Source organism: Pseudomonas chlororaphis (assembly GCF_001921865.1).
GTDB classification, from domain to species: domain Bacteria; phylum Pseudomonadota; class Gammaproteobacteria; order Pseudomonadales; family Pseudomonadaceae; genus Aquipseudomonas; species Aquipseudomonas chlororaphis_D.
In genome coordinates, this window is record NZ_MSCT01000009.1 from 377965 (window position 1) to 397596 (window position 19632).

Annotated in this window: 17 protein-coding genes; 14 read left to right on the forward strand and 3 right to left on the reverse strand. The window is 65.6% G+C overall.

What is annotated here, in order from left to right; all coding sequences use genetic code 11:
* Positions 1 to 148: 148 nt before the first annotated feature.
* The 3 genes from BTN82_RS11740 to BTN82_RS31020 form a co-directional block, all read right to left on the reverse strand.
* Positions 149 to 754 carry a glutathione S-transferase gene (locus BTN82_RS11740; RefSeq protein WP_075119284.1) on the reverse strand — a complete coding sequence of 202 codons (606 nt, stop codon included), beginning with the start codon at positions 752 to 754 and terminating at the stop codon, positions 149 to 151.
* 42 nt (positions 755 to 796) lie between these two features.
* Positions 797 to 1717 (reverse strand): MurR/RpiR family transcriptional regulator, encoded by a 921-nt coding sequence (locus tag BTN82_RS11745; protein ID WP_075119285.1) that lies wholly within the window; start codon positions 1715 to 1717, stop codon positions 797 to 799.
* A gap of 92 nt (positions 1718 to 1809) precedes the next feature.
* On the reverse strand, positions 1810 to 2046 hold the full coding sequence (locus tag BTN82_RS31020) for a hypothetical protein (RefSeq protein WP_148169509.1): 237 nt from the start codon (positions 2044 to 2046) through the stop codon (positions 1810 to 1812).
* Here BTN82_RS31020 and iolC point away from each other — a divergent pair.
* From iolC to BTN82_RS11810, 14 genes are all read left to right on the forward strand, one after another.
* Positions 2045 to 3982, forward strand: coding sequence for a bifunctional 5-dehydro-2-deoxygluconokinase/5-dehydro-2-deoxyphosphogluconate aldolase (iolC, locus tag BTN82_RS11750; protein WP_075119286.1), 1938 nt, complete (start codon positions 2045 to 2047; stop codon positions 3980 to 3982). The two genes, BTN82_RS31020 and iolC, sit on opposite strands and share 2 nt — an antisense overlap.
* A 271-nt stretch (positions 3983 to 4253) precedes the next feature.
* Positions 4254 to 5147: a myo-inosose-2 dehydratase gene (gene iolE / locus BTN82_RS11755; protein WP_075119287.1), complete on the forward strand. Its 894-nt coding sequence runs from the start codon at positions 4254 to 4256 to the stop codon at positions 5145 to 5147.
* Positions 5144 to 5968, forward strand: coding sequence for a 5-deoxy-glucuronate isomerase (gene iolB, locus BTN82_RS11760; protein ID WP_075119288.1), 825 nt, complete (start codon positions 5144 to 5146; stop codon positions 5966 to 5968). Before iolE ends, iolB begins: the two co-directional genes overlap by 4 nt.
* A 39-nt stretch (positions 5969 to 6007) precedes the next feature.
* Complete coding sequence (locus BTN82_RS11765) at positions 6008 to 7507, forward strand: CoA-acylating methylmalonate-semialdehyde dehydrogenase (protein WP_075119289.1); 1500 nt, start codon at positions 6008 to 6010, stop codon at positions 7505 to 7507.
* 34 nt (positions 7508 to 7541) lie between these two features.
* Positions 7542 to 8363, forward strand: coding sequence for a TIM barrel protein (locus tag BTN82_RS11770; RefSeq protein WP_075119290.1), 822 nt, complete (start codon positions 7542 to 7544; stop codon positions 8361 to 8363).
* Positions 8364 to 8506: 143 nt separating this feature from the next.
* On the forward strand, positions 8507 to 10441 hold the full coding sequence (gene iolD / locus BTN82_RS11775) for a 3D-(3,5/4)-trihydroxycyclohexane-1,2-dione acylhydrolase (decyclizing) (RefSeq protein ID WP_075119291.1): 1935 nt from the start codon (positions 8507 to 8509) through the stop codon (positions 10439 to 10441).
* Positions 10442 to 10486: 45 nt separating this feature from the next.
* Entirely contained in the window at positions 10487 to 11497 is a 1011-nt protein-coding gene (locus BTN82_RS11780) for a Gfo/Idh/MocA family protein (RefSeq protein ID WP_075119292.1), read from the forward strand.
* A 301-nt stretch (positions 11498 to 11798) separates the two neighbouring features.
* On the forward strand, positions 11799 to 12845 hold the full coding sequence (locus tag BTN82_RS11785; protein ID WP_075119293.1) for a Gfo/Idh/MocA family oxidoreductase: 1047 nt from the start codon (positions 11799 to 11801) through the stop codon (positions 12843 to 12845).
* 155 nt (positions 12846 to 13000) lie between these two features.
* On the forward strand, positions 13001 to 13165 hold the full coding sequence (locus BTN82_RS31325) for a hypothetical protein (protein WP_186828383.1): 165 nt from the start codon (positions 13001 to 13003) through the stop codon (positions 13163 to 13165).
* Positions 13166 to 13219: 54 nt separating this feature from the next.
* Entirely contained in the window at positions 13220 to 14146 is a 927-nt protein-coding gene (locus BTN82_RS11790) for a sugar ABC transporter substrate-binding protein (protein WP_075119294.1), read from the forward strand.
* Positions 14147 to 14215: 69 nt separating this feature from the next.
* Positions 14216 to 15796, forward strand: coding sequence for a sugar ABC transporter ATP-binding protein (locus BTN82_RS11795; protein ID WP_075119410.1), 1581 nt, complete (start codon positions 14216 to 14218; stop codon positions 15794 to 15796).
* A gap of 70 nt (positions 15797 to 15866) precedes the next feature.
* Positions 15867 to 16889, forward strand: coding sequence for an ABC transporter permease (locus BTN82_RS11800; RefSeq protein WP_075119295.1), 1023 nt, complete (start codon positions 15867 to 15869; stop codon positions 16887 to 16889).
* Between the two features lie 445 nt (positions 16890 to 17334).
* Entirely contained in the window at positions 17335 to 17739 is a 405-nt protein-coding gene (locus tag BTN82_RS11805) for a TraR/DksA family transcriptional regulator (RefSeq protein WP_075119296.1), read from the forward strand.
* Between the two features lie 717 nt (positions 17740 to 18456).
* Positions 18457 to 19563 carry a methyl-accepting chemotaxis protein gene (locus tag BTN82_RS11810; protein WP_410002807.1) on the forward strand — a complete coding sequence of 369 codons (1107 nt, stop codon included), beginning with the start codon at positions 18457 to 18459 and terminating at the stop codon, positions 19561 to 19563.
* Positions 19564 to 19632 lie beyond the last annotated feature (69 nt).

Consider the following 19632-nt stretch of genomic DNA (forward strand, 5'->3'; position numbering starts at 1 on the left):
GGGGGTGAACGCTAACGCGGTACGCCAGGAGCACCGTGTGCTCCTGGCGTTTTTCGCGGGCAAGCCTCGCTCCTACAGGGGTACGCGTGTCTTCTGTAGGAGCGAGCTTGCTCGCGATGAAGGTGAACGATAACGCGGTGCCGCCGCCTCAAATCATCGGCGTGCTGACAAACAGCTCCAGCCGTTCGGCGTATTCGGCGAAGGCCTTGACCCGTGGAAACCGCGCGGCGTCCAGGTGTTCGGCGACCACCAGTTGGGTAAAGCTCCAGGCCACCGCCAGGCTGATACCGGCCTGGTCGATGCTGCCGTCGGTGGCCAGCGGGCGTTGTTCCAGTTCTTTTTCCAGCGCGCCATAGGCCGCCGCCAGTTGCCCGCGAATCCGCTCCAGCCACGGCTCGTGCTGTTTCTCCGTGGGGCGCAGTTGGTACTCGTAATAGATCTGCACCGACTTCTCGCAGGCCGCCAGGGCCAGGCCGATCAGCCGCAGGTCGTGGGCCCGCGCCTGGGCCGCCGCCGGCAACAGGCTGCGCCCGGCCAGGGCCTCCAGGTAGTCGATGATCAGGCACGAATCCATCAGCACCGTGCCGTCGTCGCAGACCAGGGTCGGCGCCTTGACCACCGGGTTGATCCGCTGGAATTGCTCGAAGGTGCGAAACACCGATAACGGCTCGTGCTCGAACGCCATGTCCAGGCGCTTGAGGGTGAGGGCCACGCGGCGTACGTAGGGCGAGTCGAGCATGCCGATCAGTTTCATGGAGCTACTCCTTGCACGGGGAAAAGGGCGAAAAAAAGCGGGTCAGTCCTCGAACCCCGCCTGTTCATGAATCTCGTCGACCTTCAGCTCCAGGCGGTAGGCCACGGCGATGAACAGCGCCTGGCACAGGCACAGGGTGGCGCTCAGGGAGCGGAAGGCGAAGGAGCTGCCTTCGTTGACCAGCAGCACGGTGTTGGCGCGCTTGGCCAAGGGCGACAGGTTGCTGTCGGTGACGATCAGCGTCTTGGCCTGGTGATGCTGGGCGATGCGCAGGCAGTGCTGGGTTTCCTTGGCGTAGGGGGTGAAGCTGATGGCGATCACCAGGTCGTTGGGGCGTACGCTGCGCATCTGCTCGCGGTAGCTGCCGCCCAGGCCCGAGACCAGGTGGATGCGTTTGTTGGTGTGCTGCAGGTTGTACACCAGGTAGTCGGCCACCGCGAAGGAGCGGCGCACCCCGACCACGTAGATGTTGTCGGCGTTGACCACCAGGTCCACGGCCTTGTCGAAGGCCGCGTCGTCCAGCTCCAGGCCCAGGCGCTCGATGCCCGACAGGGTGGCGTTGATGCACTCGCGCGCCAGGTCGCCGCCGCTGGCCTTCTGCGACTTGTTGGCGATCATGCTGCGGATGCGCTGCTGGTAGTTCTGCACCGGGGTGGTCTTGTGGGTGTAGGCCTCGCGGAACAGCGCCTGCATTTCGCTGAAGCCGCTGAAGCCGAAGCGCTGGGAGAAACGCACGATGGCCGAAGGGTGCACCTCGCACTCGCGGGCGATGTCGCTGATGCGGTCGACCATGATCCGGTCGCTCTGCTGGCTCATGTAGCTGGCGATGCGCTTGAGCTGGCGCGGCAGGCTTTCGTATTCCTCGGTGATCAGTTGCAGCAGGCGCTCGGCATTGATCGGGGGGCTGGCGAGGTCGCTGTCTGGCAGGCTCTCGGGCGTAGCCGGCTGATCGGTGCGGGACATAGGAAATCCTTCTGACGGGTGCTGACTGGCTTGTACGTGACGGGGACGGGCCGGTTCCCCGATTCGCCGACAAGAGCTGGGCTGTGCGCAGTCTACAGGGTCGGCGCGGGGAAAATCTTGAACCGCGGACCCGCAGGCTGCCTGCTGAAACGATGCACGCTGCCTGGACCGGCCTTGAAAAAGTTTATTGGAAAAAATATTCCACGTAAAAATTTTATAGAAAAAATATTGATTGGTGCTGGCGAACGTTTTAGTCTGCATCCACCAAGAGCGTTCGGCGCCTTCCTCGGCGCCACGCGCAGGCTGATAAAAATAACAGGAGCCAGCATGGGCCAGACTCGTTTTGCCAGTGGGCGTCAATTGGATCTGATTTGCCTCGGACGCCTGGGCGTCGACCTTTATGCGCAGCAGGTCGGGGCCCGGCTGGAGGATGTTTCGAGCTTCGCCAAGTACCTGGGCGGCTCGTCCGCCAACATCGCCTTCGGCACCGCGCGCCTGGGCCTGCGTTCGGCGATGCTGAGCCGGGTCGGCGACGACCACATGGGGCGTTTCCTGGTGGAGTCCCTGGCCCGCGAAGGCTGCGACGTCAGCGAGGTCAAGGTCGACCCGCAGCGCCTGACCGCCATGGTCTTGCTCGGCCTCAAGGACCGCGAAACCTTTCCCCTGGTGTTCTACCGCGAGAACTGCGCCGACATGGCCCTGCGCGCTGAAGACATCAACGAAGCCTTTATCGCCTCCAGCAAGGCGTTGCTGATCACCGGCACTCACTTTTCCACCGACGGCGTCTACCAGGCCAGCGTCCAGGCCCTGGCATACGCCGAGCGGCATAACGTCAAGCGCGTGCTCGACATCGACTACCGCCCGGTGCTCTGGGGCCTGGCGGGCAAGGCCGACGGCGAGACACGCTTCGTCGCCGACCGCAACGTCAGCCAGCATGTGCAGAAGATCCTGCCGCGTTTCGACCTGATCGTCGGCACCGAAGAAGAATTCCTTATCGCCGGCGGCGCCACCGACCTGCTCGAAGCCTTGCGCACCGTGCGTTCGCTGACCGCCGCGACCCTGGTGGTCAAGCTCGGCCCCCAGGGCTGCACGGTGATTCACGGGGCGATTCCGGCGCGCCTGGAAGACGGCGCGATCTACCCCGGGGTGCGGGTCGAAGTGCTTAACGTGCTGGGGGCGGGCGATGCCTTTATGTCCGGCTTCCTCAGCGGCTGGCTGGAGGACGCCGACGACGAGCGCTGCTGCCAGCTGGCCAATGCCTGCGGCGGTCTTGTCGTGTCGCGCCATGCCTGCGCGCCGGCGATGCCGACCCGCGCCGAGCTGGAGTACCTGTTCAGCAGCCCGGTGCCGATCACCCGGCCGGACCAGGATGCGACCCTGCAGCGCCTGCATCAGGTCAGCGTGCCGCGCAAGGCCTGGAAGCAACTGTTCGTCTTCGCCTTCGACCATCGCGGGCAGTTGGTGGAGCTGGCGCACAAGGGCGGGCGCGAGCTCAAGGCCATCGGCCAGCTCAAGCAGTTGTTCATCCAGGCGGTGGAGCGGGTCGAGGCCGATTTGCGCGAGCAGGGCATCGAGGCCGATGTCGGGCTGCTGGCCGACCAGCGTTTCGGCCAGGACGCGCTGAACGCCGCCACCGGCCGCGGTTGGTGGGTGGCGCGGCCGGTGGAAGTCCAGGGCTCGCGGCCGCTGGCCTTCGAGCACGGGCGTTCGGTGGGCAGCAACCTGATCGCCTGGCCCCAGGAGCAGATCATCAAGTGCTTGGTGCAGTACCACCCGGACGACGAGCCGCTGCTGCGCCTGGAGCAGGAAGCGCAGATCAAGGGCCTGTACCAGGCGTCCCAGGTCAGCGGCCATGAGCTGTTGCTGGAAATCATCCCGCCCAAGGATCACCCCTCGGCGCATCCGGACGTGCTCTATCGCGCCCTCAAGCGCCTGTACAACCTGGGCATCTACCCGGCCTGGTGGAAGATCGAGGCGCAAAGCGCCGAAGACTGGACCCGCCTCGACGCGCTGATCGAGGAGCGCGACCCCTATTGCCGCGGCGTGGTGCTGCTGGGCCTCAACGCCCCGGCGGCGGCCCTGGCCGAAGGGTTTCGCGAGGCCGCCGACAGCCGCACCTGCCGCGGCTTCGCCGTGGGCCGCACGATCTTCCACGAACCGAGCCGCGCCTGGCTGGCCAGCGAGATCGACGACGAAACCCTGATCCGCCGGGTGCAAGCGACCTTCGTCGAGCTGATCGACGCCTGGCGCGCGGCCCGCGGCTGAACCCAAAGCCCGACACGAAACCGAACGTAAACCTGACACGAAACCGAACGTAAAACCTGACACAAATCCCTGTAGCCGCTGCCGAGCGTTAGCGAGGCTGCGATAAGGTCCGCAGGACCTTCCGGCGATTTCAAGAGCGCGTCTGCTACGCAGCCGATCGCAGCCTCGCTAACGCTCGGCAGCGGCTACACAGGTGGCGTTTACAGGGGGTGCAGCGGTGTCGGGCCAAGGATTTTTCAGAACTGGTTTGGAAAACAATAAAGGTGCAGCCATGCCCGCAATCCGAATTGGCATCAACCCGATTTCCTGGAGCAACGACGACCTGCCGGCCCTCGGCGGCGAAACGCCCTTGAGCACGGCGCTGAGCGAGGGCCAGGAAATCGGCTATGAAGGTTTCGAGCTCAACGGCAAGTTCCCCAAGGATGCCAAGGGCGTCGGCGATGTGCTGCGGCCCTACGGCCTGGCGCTGGTCTCGGGCTGGTATTCCAGCCGCCTGGCCCGGCGTTCGGTGGCCGAGGAGATCGACGCCATCGCCAGCCACGTGCAACTGCTGGCGCAGAACGGCGCCACGGTGCTGGTCTACGGCGAGGTTGCCGACTCGATCCAGGGCCAGCGCATCCCGCTGGTGGAGCGCCCGCGTTTTCACAGCGAGCAGGCCTGGCAGGAGTACGCCGACAAGCTCACGGAGCTGGCGCGTTTCACCCTGTCCCAGGGCGTGCGCCTGGCGTACCACCACCATATGGGCGCCTACGTCGAGTCGCCGGCGGACATCGACCAGTTGATGAGCCGCACCGGCAGCGAAGTCGGCCTGCTGTTCGATTCCGGCCACTGCTACATGGGCGGCGGCGAACCCCTGGAGGTGCTGCGCAAGCACCTCGGGCGCATCTGCCACGTGCACTTCAAGGACGTGCGCAAGCCGGTGGTGCAACTGGCGCGCAACAACCTCTGGAGTTTCCCCGACTGCATCGTCAACGGCACCTTCACCGTGCCGGGGGACGGCGATATCGATTTCGCCGCGTTGCTCGATGAGCTGCTGGCCGCCGGTTACCAGGGCTGGCTGGTGGTGGAGGCCGAACAGGACCCGGCGGTGGCGCCCAGCTACGTCTACGCCAAGAAAGGCTACGAGACCCTGCGCGCGCTGCTCGATAAGAGGGTTGGAGCATGAGCCTGCTGGTAAAAAGCGCGGCCCAGGGCCAAAGCCTGGTGCAGTTGGCCAAGGGCCGGTTGCAGTACGTCGGTTTTGCCGCCTACCGCCTGAGCCTCGGCGAAAGCCTGCCCATCAATGCCGGCGAGCAGGAACTGTGCCTGGTGCTGCTGTGCGGCCGTATCGGCGTGCAGGGCGAGACGCCGGGGCAGGGCGCGTTCGGCTGGGACAACCTGGGCGAGCGGCAGTCGGTGTTCGAGGACAAGTCGCCCTTCGCCGTCTACCTGCCGCCCGGCAGCCAGGCCCGGGTCACCGCCTTGAGCGATGTGCAGATCGCTGTCTGCGCCGCGCCTGGCCCTACTACAAACAGCTCCGCCGCCAACGGCCTCGGCCCACGGCTGATCCGTCCTGAGAATATGAAGCGCAGCGTGCGCGGCAAGGGCGCCAATACCCGTTATGTGTGCGACATCCTGCCGGACAGCGAGCCGGCCCATTCGCTGTTGGTGGTGGAGGTGCGCACGCCGTCCGGGCACTCCTCCAGCTACCCGCCGCACAAGCACGACACCGACGATTTGCCGCACCAGAGCTTTCTCGAGGAAACCTATTACCACCAGGTCAACCCGCCCCAGGGCTTCGTGTTCCAGCGGGTCTACACCGACGACCGTCGCCTCGACGAGGCCATGGCCGTGGAGCACCACGACCTGGTGGTGGTGCCCGAGGGCTACCACCCGGTCAGCGTGCCTTACGGCTACGAGTCCTATTACCTGAATGTCATGGCCGGGCCCAAGCGGGTCTGGCAGTTCCATAACGATCCACGGCACAGCTGGCTGCTGGACCTGTGAACGCCACCTTTTTCCAGCCTTCAAGGGAGACCCCGATCCATGAGTGACGCCCCGGTAATCGGCCATTACATCGACGGCCAGCAGCATGACGACAGCGAGCGCTTCGCCAATGTGTTCAACCCGGCCACCGGCCGCGTGCAGGCCCAGGTCGCCCTGGCCAGCCAGAAGACGGTGGACGATGCCGTGGCTTCGGCGCTCAAGGCCTTCCCGGCCTGGTCCGAGCAGTCGGCGCTGCGCCGTGCGCGGGTGATGTTCAAGTTCAAGGAACTGCTCGACCAACACCACAATGAATTGGCCGAGATCATTACCCGCGAGCACGGCAAGGTGCTGTCCGACGCCCATGGCGAAGTGACCCGCGGCATCGAGATCGTCGAATACGCCTGCGGCGCGCCGAGCCTGCTCAAGACCGATTTCAGCGACAACATCGGCGGCGGCATCGACAACTGGAACCTGCGCCAGCCCCTGGGCGTGTGCGCCGGGGTCACCCCGTTCAACTTCCCGGTGATGGTGCCGCTGTGGATGATCCCGCTGGCCCTGGTGGCCGGTAACTGCTTCATCCTCAAGCCGTCCGAGCGCGACCCGTCCGCCAGCCTGCTGCTGGCCCGGCTGTTGACCGAGGCCGGGCTGCCCGACGGCGTGTTCAACGTGGTCCAGGGCGACAAGGCGGCGGTGGACGGGCTGTTGCAGCACCCGGACATCGAAGCGATTTCCTTTGTCGGCTCGACCCCGATCGCCGAGTACATCCACCAGCAGGCCACCTCGCGCGGCAAGCGGGTGCAGGCCCTGGGCGGGGCCAAGAACCATATGATCGTGATGCCCGACGCCGACCTCGACCAGGCGGCGGACGCGCTGATCGGCGCGGCCTACGGTTCGGCCGGCGAGCGCTGCATGGCGATTTCCATCGCGGTGGCGGTGGGCGAGGTGGGCGACCGGCTGATCGAGAAGCTGCGCCCGCGCATCGACCGCTTGAAGATCGGCAACGGCATGCAGGGCGACCGCGACATGGGGCCGCTGATTACCGCCGAACACCGGGCCAAGGTCGAAGGCTTCATCGACCAGGGCGTGGCCCAGGGCGCGCAACTGCTGGTGGACGGCCGCGGCTTCAAGGTGCCGGGGGCGGAGCAGGGCTTCTTCGTCGGCGCCACGCTGTTCGACGGCGTGACGCCCGAGATGAGCATCTATCAGGAAGAAATCTTCGGCCCGGTGCTGGGCATCGTCCGGGTGCCGGACTTCGCCAGCGCGGTGGCGCTGATCAACGCCCACGAGTTCGGCAACGGCGTGTCCTGCTTCACCCGCGACGGCGGCGTGGCCCGGGCCTTTGCCCGCACCATCAAGGTCGGCATGGTCGGCATTAACGTGCCGATCCCGGTGCCCATGGCCTGGCATTCCTTCGGCGGCTGGAAGCGTTCGCTGTTCGGCGACCACCATGCCTACGGCGAGGAAGGCCTGCGTTTCTACAGCCGCTACAAGAGCGTGATGCAGCGCTGGCCGGACAGCATCGCCAAGGGCCCCGAGTTCAACATGCCGACCGCCAAGTAACGCCTTCGACCCTTTGTTTCGGAGAATAAGAATAATGAACCAGCCCCTGCGTTTCGCCCTGAATCGTATGGTTGCCCCGCGTTTGACCCTGCCCGAGTTCATCGAACTGGCGGTGGCCCTGAAAGCCGATGCCATCGAGATCCGCAACGACCTCGAAGGCGTGGAAATCGAAGACGGCACGCCGCCCCAAGAGGTGCGCCGATTGTGCGCGGCCCGCGGCATCCAGGTGTTGTCGATCAATGCCCTGTACCCGTTCGATCTGTGGAACGACGAGCGTCGCGCCCAGGCCCTGCGCCTCGCCGCCTATGCCCGCGACTGCGGTGCCCGCGGCCTGGTGCTGTGCCCGCTCAACCAGCTCGACGACCCGCGCAGCGTCGCCGAACGCAATGCCGGCCTGCGCACGGCCTTGACCGAACTGGCGACGATATTGCGCGAGCACGGGCTTCTCGGTTTTATCGAGCCCCTGGGCTTCGAGGAATGCTCGCTGCGGCGCAAGCGCAAGGCGGTGGAGGCGGTCCGCGCCATTGGCGGGCTGGATGTGTTCCGCCTGGTGCACGACACCTTTCACCATCACCTGGCCGGCGAGCAGGAGTTCTTTCCCGAGCTGACCGGGCTGGTGCACATCTCCGGGGTCGAGGACCGCGCGGTGCCGCTGGCGAGCATCCGCGACGGCCATCGGGTGCTGGTGGGCAAGGGTGACATCCTCGGCAACCGGGCGCAGATCGAGACCCTGCTCGAGCGCGGCTACAGCGGTTACCTGTCGTTCGAGCCGTTCGCCGAGAGCGTGCACGCCCTGGCGGACATCCGCCAGGCCCTCGGCGCGAGCATCGACCACCTCAGGCATGCCCTGGCGTAACGCCGACCCTGTAGCCGCTGCCGCAGGCTGCGATCGGCTGCGAAGCAGACGCGCTCTTGAGGCCGCCTGAGGTCCTGCGGACCTTTCGCAGCCTTCGGCAGCGGCTACAGGAAGCTACCTTCACCGTCTTTAAAGGTGCAGACATGACTACGATACGACTGACCATGGCCCAGGCCCTGGTGAAATTCCTCGACAACCAGTACGTCGAGGTCGATGGGGTGCAGAGCAAATTCGTCGCCGGGGTCTTCACCATTTTCGGCCACGGCAATGTGCTGGGCCTGGGCCAGGCCCTGGAGCAGGACAGCGGCGACTTGCTGGTGCATCAGGGCCGCAACGAGCAGGGCATGGCCCACGCCGCCATCGGTTTCGCCAAGCAGCATTTGCGGCGCAAGATCTACGCCTGCACCGCGTCGGTGGGCCCGGGCGCGGCGAACATGCTGACCGCCGCGGCGACCGCCAGCGCCAACCGCATTCCTTTGTTGCTGCTGCCCGGCGACGTCTACGCCAGCCGCCAGCCGGACCCGGTGCTGCAACAGATCGAGCAGTTCCACGACCTGAGCATCAGCACCAACGACGCGTTCAAGGCCGTGAGCAAATACTGGGACCGGATCAACCGCCCCGAACAACTGATGACCGCGGCGATCCACGCCATGCGCGTGCTTACCGACCCGGCGCAAACCGGCGCGGTGACCCTGGCGCTGCCTCAGGACGTGCAGGCCGAAGCCTACGATTACCCGGACTATTTCCTGGCCAAGCGCGTGCACCGCATCGAACGCCGGCCGGCCACCGCGGCCATGCTCGAAGATGCCGTAGCGGCCTTCGCCGGCAAGCGCAAGCCGCTGATTATCTGCGGCGGCGGGGTCAAATATTCCGCGGCCAACGCGGCGCTGCAAGCCTTCGCCGAACGTTTCGCCATTCCTTTCGCCGAAACCCAGGCCGGCAAGAGCGCGGTGCTCTCCAGCCATCCGTTGAACGTCGGCGGCATCGGCGAGACCGGCTGCCTGGCGGCCAACCTGCTGGCCAAGGAGGCGGACCTGATCATCGGCATCGGCACCCGCTACAGCGATTTCACCACCGGCTCGAAATCGCTGTTCCCTGCCGAGGCGAAGTTTCTCAACCTGAATATCTGCCCCTGCGACGCCCTGAAGCTCGATGGCGTGCAACTGCTGGCGGATGCCCGCGCGGGCCTCGATGCGCTGGCCGAGGCCCTGGCACGCAGCGGCTACCAGGCGTCGTGGGGCGCGCAGGTCGGCCAGGCGCGGGCGCAGCTGGACGCAGAGCTGGACCGGCTCGGCCAGGTCGAATACCACGCCGACGGCTTCGTCCCGGAAATCGCCGACCACCTGGACCCGGCGGTGCTGCGCGAATTTATCGAGCTGACCGGTTCCTGCCTGACCCAGAGCCGGGTACTCGGGGTGCTCAACCAGACCCTGGCCGACGACGCGGTGATCGTCGCCGCGGCCGGCAGCCTGCCCGGCGACCTGCAACGCAGCTGGCGCAGCAAGGGGGTCAATACCTACCACGTCGAGTACGGCTATTCCTGCATGGGCTACGAGGTCAACGCGGCGCTGGGGGTCAAGCTCGCCGAGCCGGCGCGCGAGGTTTATGCCCTGGTGGGCGACGGCTCCTACCTGATGCTGCATTCGGAGCTGGCGACCTCGATCCAGGAGCGGCGCAAGATCAACGTGGTGCTGCTGGACAACATGGCCTTCGGGTGCATCAACAACCTGCAGATGGGCAACGGCATGGACAGCTTCGGCACCGAGTTCCGCTTTCGCAACCCAGAGACCAACAAGCTCGATGGCGGCCTGGTGCCAGTGGACTTCGCCATGAGCGCCGCGGCCTACGGCTGCAAGACCTACAAGGTGACGACCGTGGAAGAGCTGCGGGCGGCCCTGGCCGACGCGCGGACCCAGGCGGTCTCGACCCTGATCGATATCAAGGTCCTGCCCAAGACCATGATCCACAACTACCTGTCCTGGTGGCGGGTCGGGGTGGCGCAGGTGTCCACCAGCGCCCGCACCGACGCGGCGGCCCGGCAACTCAACGCACGCCTGGCCAAGGTCCGGCAGTACTGATCGCTCGAACAACCAACGGCTCGAACAAACAATAGGAGTGCATCCATGTCTTTGAAGCTAGGCGTCATCGGTACCGGGGCCATCGGCCAGGACCATATCCGGCGTTGCAGCCAGACCCTGCTGGGCAGCCGGGTGGTGGCGGTCACCGACATCAACCTGGAACAGGCGGCCAAGGTGGTGGCCGAGTTGCAGATCGCCGCGGAGGTGTATGCCGACGGCCACGCGCTGATCCAGGCGGTGGAGGTGGAAGCGGTGCTGGTCACCTCCTGGGGGCCGAGCCATGAGGAGTTCGTGCTGGCCGCCATTGCCGCCGGCAAGCCGGTGTTCTGCGAGAAGCCGCTGGCGGTGACCGCCGCCGGTTGCCGCAAGATCGTCGAAGCCGAGATGGCCCACGGCAAGCGCCTGGTGCAGGTGGGTTTCATGCGCCCCTACGACGCCGGTTACCGTGCGCTGAAGGAGGTGATCGACAGCGGCCGGATCGGCGAGCCGCTGATGCTGCACTGCGCCCACCGCAACCCGCGGGTCGGCGAGAACTACAAGACCGACATGGCCATCACCGACACCCTGATCCACGAACTGGATGTGCTGCGCTGGCTGCTGGCCGACGACTATGTGTCGGTGCAGGTGGTGTTCCCGCGCAAGTCGAGCAAGGCCCTGGCCCACCTGCGCGACCCGCAGGTGGTGCTGCTGGAAACCGCCAAGGGCACGCGGATCGACGTCGAGGTGTTCGTCAACTGCCAGTACGGCTACGACATCCAGTGCGAAGTGGTGGGGGAGACCGGCATCGCCAAGCTGCCGGAGCCGTCCCAGGTGCAGCTGCGCAGCGAGGCCAAGCTGTCCAACGCGATCCTGATGGATTGGAAGGACCGTTTTATCGCCGCCTACGACGTCGAGTTGCAGGCCTTTATCGACGGTGTGCGCGCCGGGCAGGTCGGCGGCCCTTCGGCCTGGGATGGCTATGCCGCGGCGGTGGCGGCCGACGCCTGCATCGAAGCGCAGAACAGCGGGCAGATCGTCAAGGTCGAACGAGCGCCGCGCCCGGCGTTCTATGACTGAATATTGGCCGCTTGTTTTTCTGTAGGAGCGCAGCTTGCTCGCGATGGACGTCAACGATGGCGCGTGTTTTCTGGATAAACGCGGCGCCCTCGGGTCCATCGCGAGCAAGCTGCGCTCCTACAAGATCAGAACACAGCAACCCTGTAGCCGCTGCCGAAGGCTGCGATCGGCCACGCAGTGGCCGCCATCACGGTGCATACGGTGTTTCAGGCCGGTCCGCGGCGACAGGTCTTGCGAGGACGCTGTCCTCGAACGCAGGCTACGCCAGCGGCTACAGGGTTCTATATAAGGAGGCTTTCTGATGCGAATCGGACTGGTGGGTTACGGCCATGGTGGCCGACATTTTCATGCGCCGCTGCTGGCCAGCCTGCCTGGCGCGCGGTTTGTCGGGGTGGTCACCCTGTCGGCCGAGCGTCGGCGGCTGCTGGCGGCGGAGCATCCCGGGGTGCAGGCGTTCGACAGTCTCGAAGCGCTGATCGCCGCCGGGGTCGATGCGCTGGTGATTTCCACCCCGCTGGAGGGCCGCGCGGCGCTGGTGCTCGCCGCCATCGAGCGCGGCGTCGCGGTGGTCAGCGACAAACCCTTCGCCCACGACGCGGCCCAGGCCCAGGCGCTGATCGACGCCGCCGCGCGCCGGCAGGTGCCGCTGAGCGTCTATATGAACCGGCGCTGGGACTCGGACTTCCTCACCCTGCGCAAGCTGATCGACGCCGGGGCCCTGGGCCGCGTCAGCCGTTTCGAGTCACGGGTCGAGCGCTACCTGCCGCAGGCCGTGGGTAATGCCAGCGGCGGCGGCTTCCTGCGCGACCTGGGCAGCCACCTGGTGGACCAGGCCCTGCAACTGTTCGGCCCGGTGGCCCGGGTCTACGCCGAGTTGCAGTACGCCGAACAGGCGCCGACCTGCGACTATGGGTTCTTTCTGGCCTTGAGCCATGCCAATGGCGTGGTTTCCCATCTGTCCGGCAGTTGCCTGCAAAACTGCCCGGGGCCGCGCTTGCGGGTCAGCGGCTCGGCCGGCTGTTACACGGTGGAGGGCCTGGACGGCCAGGAAGACGCGCTGGTCGCCGGGTTGTCGCCGTATTCCGAGGGTGAGCGCTGGGGCGTCGAGGAACACCGGCGTTGGGGTTGGTTCGAGCAGGGCGAGGTGCGCGAGCGGGTGGCCTCCGAGCGGGGCGACTGGCCGCAGTTCTATAAACAGTGGCAAGCGGCGCTGCACGGGCAGGGGCCGCTGCCGGTGAGCCCGGCGCAAGCGCTGGCCACCACGCGGATTCTGGACGCCGCGCGCCTGAGTGCGCAGCGCGGCCAGGTGCTGGAAATGGCCGGTTTTCCGGGCCCGGAATCAATTTAGAATAAAATTCTAAAATGAGTTGATATAGAAATTATTTTCCAATAAAGTCGTTTTCAGGTTGCCGATCAGCAGGATCTCGCCGACGTCACAGACGGGCCGCAAGCCCGTCTTGAACCGAGTGGAGACTGCCAACAAAAACAAAACAGGTACCGTCGATGAACACCTTCAGCTCTGTCCTGCCGCTGCTTCGCCTGCTGCCCCGTCCAACTTCCCGGCAGGCTTCCATCTTCCCGTCCCTGGTGCGCCTGCTTTGCGTCGAACGCAAGGGCGCGCTGGTGTGCTGCATGCCCGGCGCGCCGATCGTGCGTCTGCCTCACTGAGTGGTTTGTGCGCCTTATCCATAAAACCTACAAGAATGTGGAGAAAGACCTTTCATGAAGACCAAGACCCGTTTTGCCACGCTGGCCCTGTCCCTGCTGCTCGGTAGCGGCACGGCGCTCGCCGACTTGAAGATCGGCGTGAGCATGTCGCAGTTCGACGACACCTGGCTGACCTACCTGCGCGAATCCATGGACCAGAAAGCCAAGTCCCTGCCGGACGGCGTCAGCCTGCAGTTCGAGGACGCCCGGGCCGATGTGGTCAAGCAGCTGAGCCAGGTCGAAAGTTTCATCAGCCAGAAGGTCGATGCCATCGTGGTCAACCCGGTGGACACCGCCGCCACCCGCAAGATCACCGAGGCCGCGGTCAAGGCCGGGATCCCGCTGGTCTACGTCAACCGCCGCCCGGACGACCTGAACCTGCCCAAGGGCGTGGTCACCGTGGCCTCCAACGACCTGGAGGCCGGGCAGATGCAGATGCAGTACCTGGCCGACAAGATGGGCGGCAAGGGCGAGATCGTGATCCTCCTGGGCGACCTGGCGAACAACTCCACCACCAACCGCACCAAGGGCGTCAAGGAGGTGTTGGCCAAGTACCCGGGGATCAAGGTCGAGCAGGAACAGACCGGGATCTGGTTGCGCGACAAGGCCATGACCCTGGTCAACGACTGGCTGACCCAGGGCCGCCAGTTCAACGCGGTGGTGGCCAACAACGACGAGATGGCCATCGGCGCCGCCATGGCGCTGAAACAGGCCGGCGTGGACAAGGGCAGCGTGCTGATCGCCGGCGTCGACGGCACCCCCGACGGCCTGCGCGCGGTGCAGAAGGGCGACCTGGCGGTCTCGGTGTTCCAGGATGCCAAGGGCCAGGCCGACGGCTCGATCGAGACCGCGGTGAAGATGGCCAAGCAGCAGCCGGTGGAGCAGGCCGTGTGGGTGCCTTATCGCTTGATCACCCCGGAAAACGTCGCCCAGTTCAAGTAAGGCGCTTGCGCCGATAACCCCCTGAGCCGGCGGGGCGGCCCGACTGCCCCGCGGATGGAGTACCTGATCATGTTCGCTTCAGCGACCGCTTCGAGCGTCCCGACGGCGGCTGTGCCGCCCGACGCCCAGTCTGCCCAGCCTGGGCCTGAACAGCCGCCTTACCTGCTGGAAGTCATCAACGTCAGCAAGGGTTTCCCCGGGGTCGTCGCGCTGTCCGATGTGCAGCTGCGGGTACGCCCCGGCACGGTGCTGGCGCTGATGGGGGAAAACGGCGCGGGCAAGTCGACCCTGATGAAAATCATCGCCGGGATCTACCAGCCGGACGCCGGCGAGCTGCGGCTCAAGGGCCGCCGGGTGAATTTCGAGACGCCGCTGGCGGCGTTGCAGGCGGGGATCGCGATGATCCACCAGGAACTCAACCTGATGCCGCACATGAGCATCGCCGAGAACATCTGGATCGGCCGCGAGCAGCTCAACGGCCTGCACATGATCGACCACCGCGAGATGCACCGCTGCACCGCGCAGTTGCTTGCACGCCTGCGGATCAACCTCGACCCCGAGGAGCAGGTGGGCAACCTGAGCATCGCCGAGCGGCAGATGGTCGAGATCGCCAAGGCGGTGTCCTACGACTCCGACGTGCTGATCATGGACGAGCCGACCTCGGCCATTACCGAGAAAGAGGTGGCGCACCTGTTCTCGATCATTGCCGACCTCAAGGCCCAGGGTAAGGGCATCATCTATATCACCCACAAGATGAACGAAGTGTTCGCCATCGCCGACGAGGTGGCGGTGTTCCGCGACGGCGCCTACATCGGCCTGCAACGGGCCGACAGCATGGACGGCGACAGCCTGATCTCGATGATGGTCGGCCGCGAACTGAGCCAGTTGTTCCCGGTGCGCGAGAAGCCCATCGGCGAGCTGCTGATGTCGGTGCGCGACTTGCGCCTGGACGGGGTGTTCGCCGGGGTCTCGTTCGATCTGCACGCCGGGGAGATCCTCGGCATCGCCGGGCTGATGGGCTCGGGGCGGACCAACGTGGCCGAGACGATTTTCGGCATCACCCCCAGCGACGGCGGCGAGATCCGTCTCGACGGCCAGCCGGTGCGCATCAGCGATCCGCACATGGCCATCGACAAGGGTTTTGCCCTGTTGACCGAGGACCGCAAGCTCAGCGGCCTGTTTCCCTGCCTGTCGGTCCTGGAAAACATGGAAATGGCCGTGCTGCCGCATTACGCCGGCAACGGTTTCATCCAGCAGAAGGCCTTGCGCGCCTTGTGCGAGGACATGTGCAAGAAACTGCGGGTCAAGACCCCGTCCCTGGAGCAGTGCATCGACACCCTGTCCGGCGGCAACCAGCAGAAGGCGTTGCTCGCGCGCTGGCTGATGACCAACCCGCGGGTGCTGATCCTCGACGAGCCGACCCGCGGCATCGACGTCGGCGCCAAGGCCGAGATCTACCGGCTGATCGCGTACCTGGCGGGCGAGGGCATGGCGGTGATCATGATTTCTTCCGAGCTGCCGGAAGTACTGGGCATGAGCGACCGGGTGATGGTCATGCACGAGGGCGAGCTGATGGGCACCCTCGACCGCGGCGAGGCGACCCAGGAGCGGGTCATGCAACTGGCTTCGGGGATGGCCCAGGTCCACTAGTCGGCTCACGGATCACGACCGGCGACGGAGCCTGTCCGCCGTCGGCTACACAAGAAAAAGGTGAAGGGTTATGAACGCGATACTGGAAAACAAACCTGCGGCGGCGCCGGCCAGAACGCGCCGACGCCTGCCCACCGAGCTGAGCATCTTCCTGGTGCTGATCGGCATCGGCCTGGTGTTCGAGCTGTTCGGCTGGATCGTGCGCGACCAGAGCTTCTTGCTGAACTCCCAGCGCCTGGTGCTGATGATCCTGCAGGTGTCGATCATCGGCCTCTTGGCCATCGGCGTGACCCAGGTGATCATCACCACCGGCATCGACCTGTCGTCCGGCTCGGTGCTGGCGCTGTCGGCGATGATCGCCGCCAGCCTGGCGCAGACCTCGGACTTCACCCGCGCGGTGTTCCCCTCGCTGACCGACCTGCCGGTGTGGATTCCGGTGGTGGCCGGGCTCGGGGTCGGGTTGCTGGCGGGGGCGATCAACGGCAGCATCATCGCCATCACCGGCATCCCGCCCTTTATCGCCACCCTCGGCATGATGGTCTCGGCCCGCGGCCTGGCGCGCTACTACACCGAAGGCCAGCCGATCAGCATGCTCTCGGATTCCTACACCGCCATCGGCCACGGCGCGATGCCGGTGATCATCTTCCTGGTGGTGGCGGTGATCTTCCATGTCGCCCTGCGCTACACCAAGTACGGCAAGTACACCTACGCCATCGGCGGCAACATGCAGGCGGCGCGGACCTCGGGGATCAACGTCAAGCGCCACCTGGTGATCGTCTACAGCATCGCCGGGCTGCTGGCGGGCCTGGCCGGGGTGGTGGCCTCGGCGCGGGCGGCCACCGGGCAGGCGGGCATGGGCATGTCCTACGAGCTGGACGCCATCGCCGCGGCGGTCATCGGCGGCACCAGCCTGGCCGGCGGGGTGGGGCGCATCACCGGCACGGTGATCGGCGCGCTGATCCTCGGGGTGATGGCCAGCGGTTTCACCTTCGTCGGCGTCGATGCCTACATCCAGGACATCATCAAGGGCCTGATCATCGTGGTGGCGGTGGTCATCGACCAGTACCGCAACAAGCGCAAGCTCAAGCGTTGATTCCCCATCACCACCCCCTGTAGGAGCGAGCTTGCTCGCGATGGAGCTCAACGATCACGCTTAGCGTCTGATGCACCGTGGCGTATTGGCGATCATCGCGAGCAAGCTTCGCTCCTACAAGAAGACGCACGACGGCGGTGGCAGGTTTTTTATAGCCTGCCGCTGCCGTTTGTCTTCTAAAAGACCCCGCCAGATGGAATTTCTTGTTATAAACGCACTCCGATGACCGCCGCCGCAGCCAACCCTGGCAGGCTTTCAGGGCTTGTCGGACAAATCCGATGTCATTTCAGTTGCTGATGCCTCAAACGGGCCTTAGACTGCCGCCCCTCGTAAATTGAGTGCCGGGTGGCGCTTGGAATGTACGGCGCCTTTCCGATGCCCCGAAAGGGGGCACGGAAAACAGCTTTAATTCGCCTTAATGCACGTATTTTTTATAGAGAAATCAATGACAAAGGAAAAGTTGCTGGCCATGCCGGCGGATGACTACATGAATGCCGAGCAGCTGGCTTTTTTCACTGAGCTGCTGCAGGCCATGAAGGTCGAAACCCACGAGCGCATCGAGCAGAACCGCGTGGCCATCGAGAGCCTGGACACCCCGGCCGACCCTGCGGACGCCGCGTCCGTCGAGGAAGAGCGGACCTGGCTGGTCAACGCCATCGACCGCGACCAGCGCATGCTGCCGCAGCTGGAGCAGGCCTTGGGCCGGATCGGTGACGACAGCTTCGGCTGGTGCGACGACAGCGGCGAGCCGATCGGCCTCAAGCGCCTGCTGATCAGCCCGACCACCAAGTACTGCATCGAAGCTCAGGAACGTCACGAGCAGATCGACAAGCACCAGCGTCAGGCCTGATCGCCAAGACTTCTCCCCCTCGCGGGCAAGCCCCACCGCACAGAGTTGCCGACGCACCTGTGGTGGATGGCTTGCCCGCGAGTCGTTTATGGGCGCCGTGACGCCCCGCGTATTTCATTGATCTGCTGCAAACCTGCGACTAACGGACCATGGATAATGGCTTTTTAGTGGCGTTTAATCCCGATCAAATAATTAGAAATGCGTGAGGTAATGATGATGCAAGACGGATCCTTGCCGGCTGTCCTGGCGCAACCGCAGCCCGCCACTCGAACCACCTGGCACTGGCTGCTTCCCGCGTTGCAGAGCGGGGCCCTGATCCTGCTGCTGTACGCCTTGGCCCTGGGGCCGCTTTCCCTCTTTATCGCTGTGCCGCTGACGCTGTTGGTCGTCTGGCTGCCGCGGCTGGCTGCGCGCCAGGCGCCGGTGCCGGCGAGCGTGGCCGATCGCGGCGAGATCGCCGCGCTGACTCGCGATTTGTCTCATAGCACCAGCCATAACGCACTGGCCGCCGCCGGCGTGGCCTATTCGGTGCGGCAACTGGCGGCCCGGGTGCAATCGCAATTGGATTCGGCGGCGCGCATCGTCAGCAGCGCCGAGGCGATGATCCACACCGAGCAGCTCGCCGCGCAGCTCAGCCAGCAGGCCCTGGGCGCGGCCAGCGAAGCCCACCGCAGCAGCGCCGAAGGCAGCGCGGTGCTGGGCGAATCCATCAGCCGCATGCATCGCCTCAGCCAGAACGCGAGCAACAGCCGCGAGCTGATCGAAGCCCTGAGCCAGCGCAGCGAAGACATCCAGCGGGTGGCGCTGGTGATCCAGTCGATCGCCAGCCAGACCAACCTGCTGGCGCTGAATGCCGCCATCGAGGCGGCGCGCGCCGGCGAGCACGGGCGCGGTTTTGCCGTGGTGGCTGATGAGGTGCGCGGCCTGGCCGGGCGCACGGCCACCGCCACCGAGGAGGTCGGGGTGATGGTCGGCGACATCCAGCAGCGCACGGCCCAGGTGGTGGAGCAGATCCGCCAGCTGTCCGACGAGCTGGGCACCGGGGTGGAGCAGGTCGAGCACACCGGCGAGCATTTGCAGAACATTGCCCGGCTGGCGGCCGGCGTCGAAAGCCAGGTCGGCGAGATCGCCCGCGGCGCCGAGACCAATCGCCAGCAACTGGACAGCCTGTTCCACGCCGTGGAGCAGGTACGCGGCGACCTGGCGGTCAGCGAGCAGCAGACCCGCCGTCTGGCCGAGGCGGCGGTGCAGATGGAAGGGCAGGCGGAAATCATCAGCGAACGCCTGGCCGAGGTTGGCCTGGACGACTATCACCAGCGCATCTACGAACTGGCCCAGGACGGCGCGCGGCGTATCGCCGAGCAGTTCGAGGCGGACCTGGATGCCAACCGCGTCAGCCCCGACGATCTGTTCGACCGCAGCTACCAGCCGATCGCCAATACCCATCCGGTGAAATACCAGACCCGCTTCGACCGTTACGCCGATCAGGTGCTGCCGGCAATCCAGGAGCCCCTGCTGGCGCGCCACGAAGGCCTGGTGTTCGCCATCGCCTGCACGCCCCAGGGCTATGTGCCGACCCACAACAAGGCGTTCTCGCAGCCGCTGACCGGCGATCCGCAGGTGGACACCCTGCACAACCGCACCAAGCGCAAGTTCGAGGACCGCACCGGAATCCGCTGCGGCAGCCATCAGCAGGCGCTGTTGCTGCAGACCTACACCCGCGATACCGGCGAGCTGATGCACGACCTGTCGGTGCCGATCATCGTCAAGGGCCGGCATTGGGGCGGCCTGCGCCTGGGCTACAAGCCGCAGCAGGCCTCGTGATAACCCGCGCTTAACCTTGGGGTCGCTAAGTTATGGCCGGTGGCCATTGTTACCGACCCTGCAATTGAG

Coding starts and splice junctions, on each gene's coding strand:
- BTN82_RS11805 (WP_075119296.1), top strand. CDS start 17,335: ATGACAAAGGAAAAGTTGCTGGCCATGCCGGCGGATGACTACATGAAT.
- iolC (WP_075119286.1), top strand. CDS start 2,045: ATGGGCCAGACTCGTTTTGCCAGTGGGCGTCAATTGGATCTGATTTGC.
- iolE (WP_075119287.1), top strand. CDS start 4,254: ATGCCCGCAATCCGAATTGGCATCAACCCGATTTCCTGGAGCAACGAC.
- iolD (WP_075119291.1), top strand. CDS start 8,507: ATGACTACGATACGACTGACCATGGCCCAGGCCCTGGTGAAATTCCTC.
- BTN82_RS11795 (WP_075119410.1), top strand. CDS start 14,216: ATGTTCGCTTCAGCGACCGCTTCGAGCGTCCCGACGGCGGCTGTGCCG.
- BTN82_RS11790 (WP_075119294.1), top strand. CDS start 13,220: ATGAAGACCAAGACCCGTTTTGCCACGCTGGCCCTGTCCCTGCTGCTC.
- BTN82_RS11745 (WP_075119285.1), bottom strand. CDS start 1,717: ATGTCCCGCACCGATCAGCCGGCTACGCCCGAGAGCCTGCCAGACAGC.
- BTN82_RS11785 (WP_075119293.1), top strand. CDS start 11,799: ATGCGAATCGGACTGGTGGGTTACGGCCATGGTGGCCGACATTTTCAT.
- BTN82_RS31020 (WP_148169509.1), bottom strand. CDS start 2,046: ATGCTGGCTCCTGTTATTTTTATCAGCCTGCGCGTGGCGCCGAGGAAG.
- iolB (WP_075119288.1), top strand. CDS start 5,144: ATGAGCCTGCTGGTAAAAAGCGCGGCCCAGGGCCAAAGCCTGGTGCAG.
- BTN82_RS31325 (WP_186828383.1), top strand. CDS start 13,001: ATGAACACCTTCAGCTCTGTCCTGCCGCTGCTTCGCCTGCTGCCCCGT.
- BTN82_RS11765 (WP_075119289.1), top strand. CDS start 6,008: ATGAGTGACGCCCCGGTAATCGGCCATTACATCGACGGCCAGCAGCAT.
- BTN82_RS11810 (WP_410002807.1), top strand. CDS start 18,457: ATGCATCGCCTCAGCCAGAACGCGAGCAACAGCCGCGAGCTGATCGAA.
- BTN82_RS11780 (WP_075119292.1), top strand. CDS start 10,487: ATGTCTTTGAAGCTAGGCGTCATCGGTACCGGGGCCATCGGCCAGGAC.
- BTN82_RS11740 (WP_075119284.1), bottom strand. CDS start 754: ATGAAACTGATCGGCATGCTCGACTCGCCCTACGTACGCCGCGTGGCC.
- BTN82_RS11770 (WP_075119290.1), top strand. CDS start 7,542: ATGAACCAGCCCCTGCGTTTCGCCCTGAATCGTATGGTTGCCCCGCGT.
- BTN82_RS11800 (WP_075119295.1), top strand. CDS start 15,867: ATGAACGCGATACTGGAAAACAAACCTGCGGCGGCGCCGGCCAGAACG.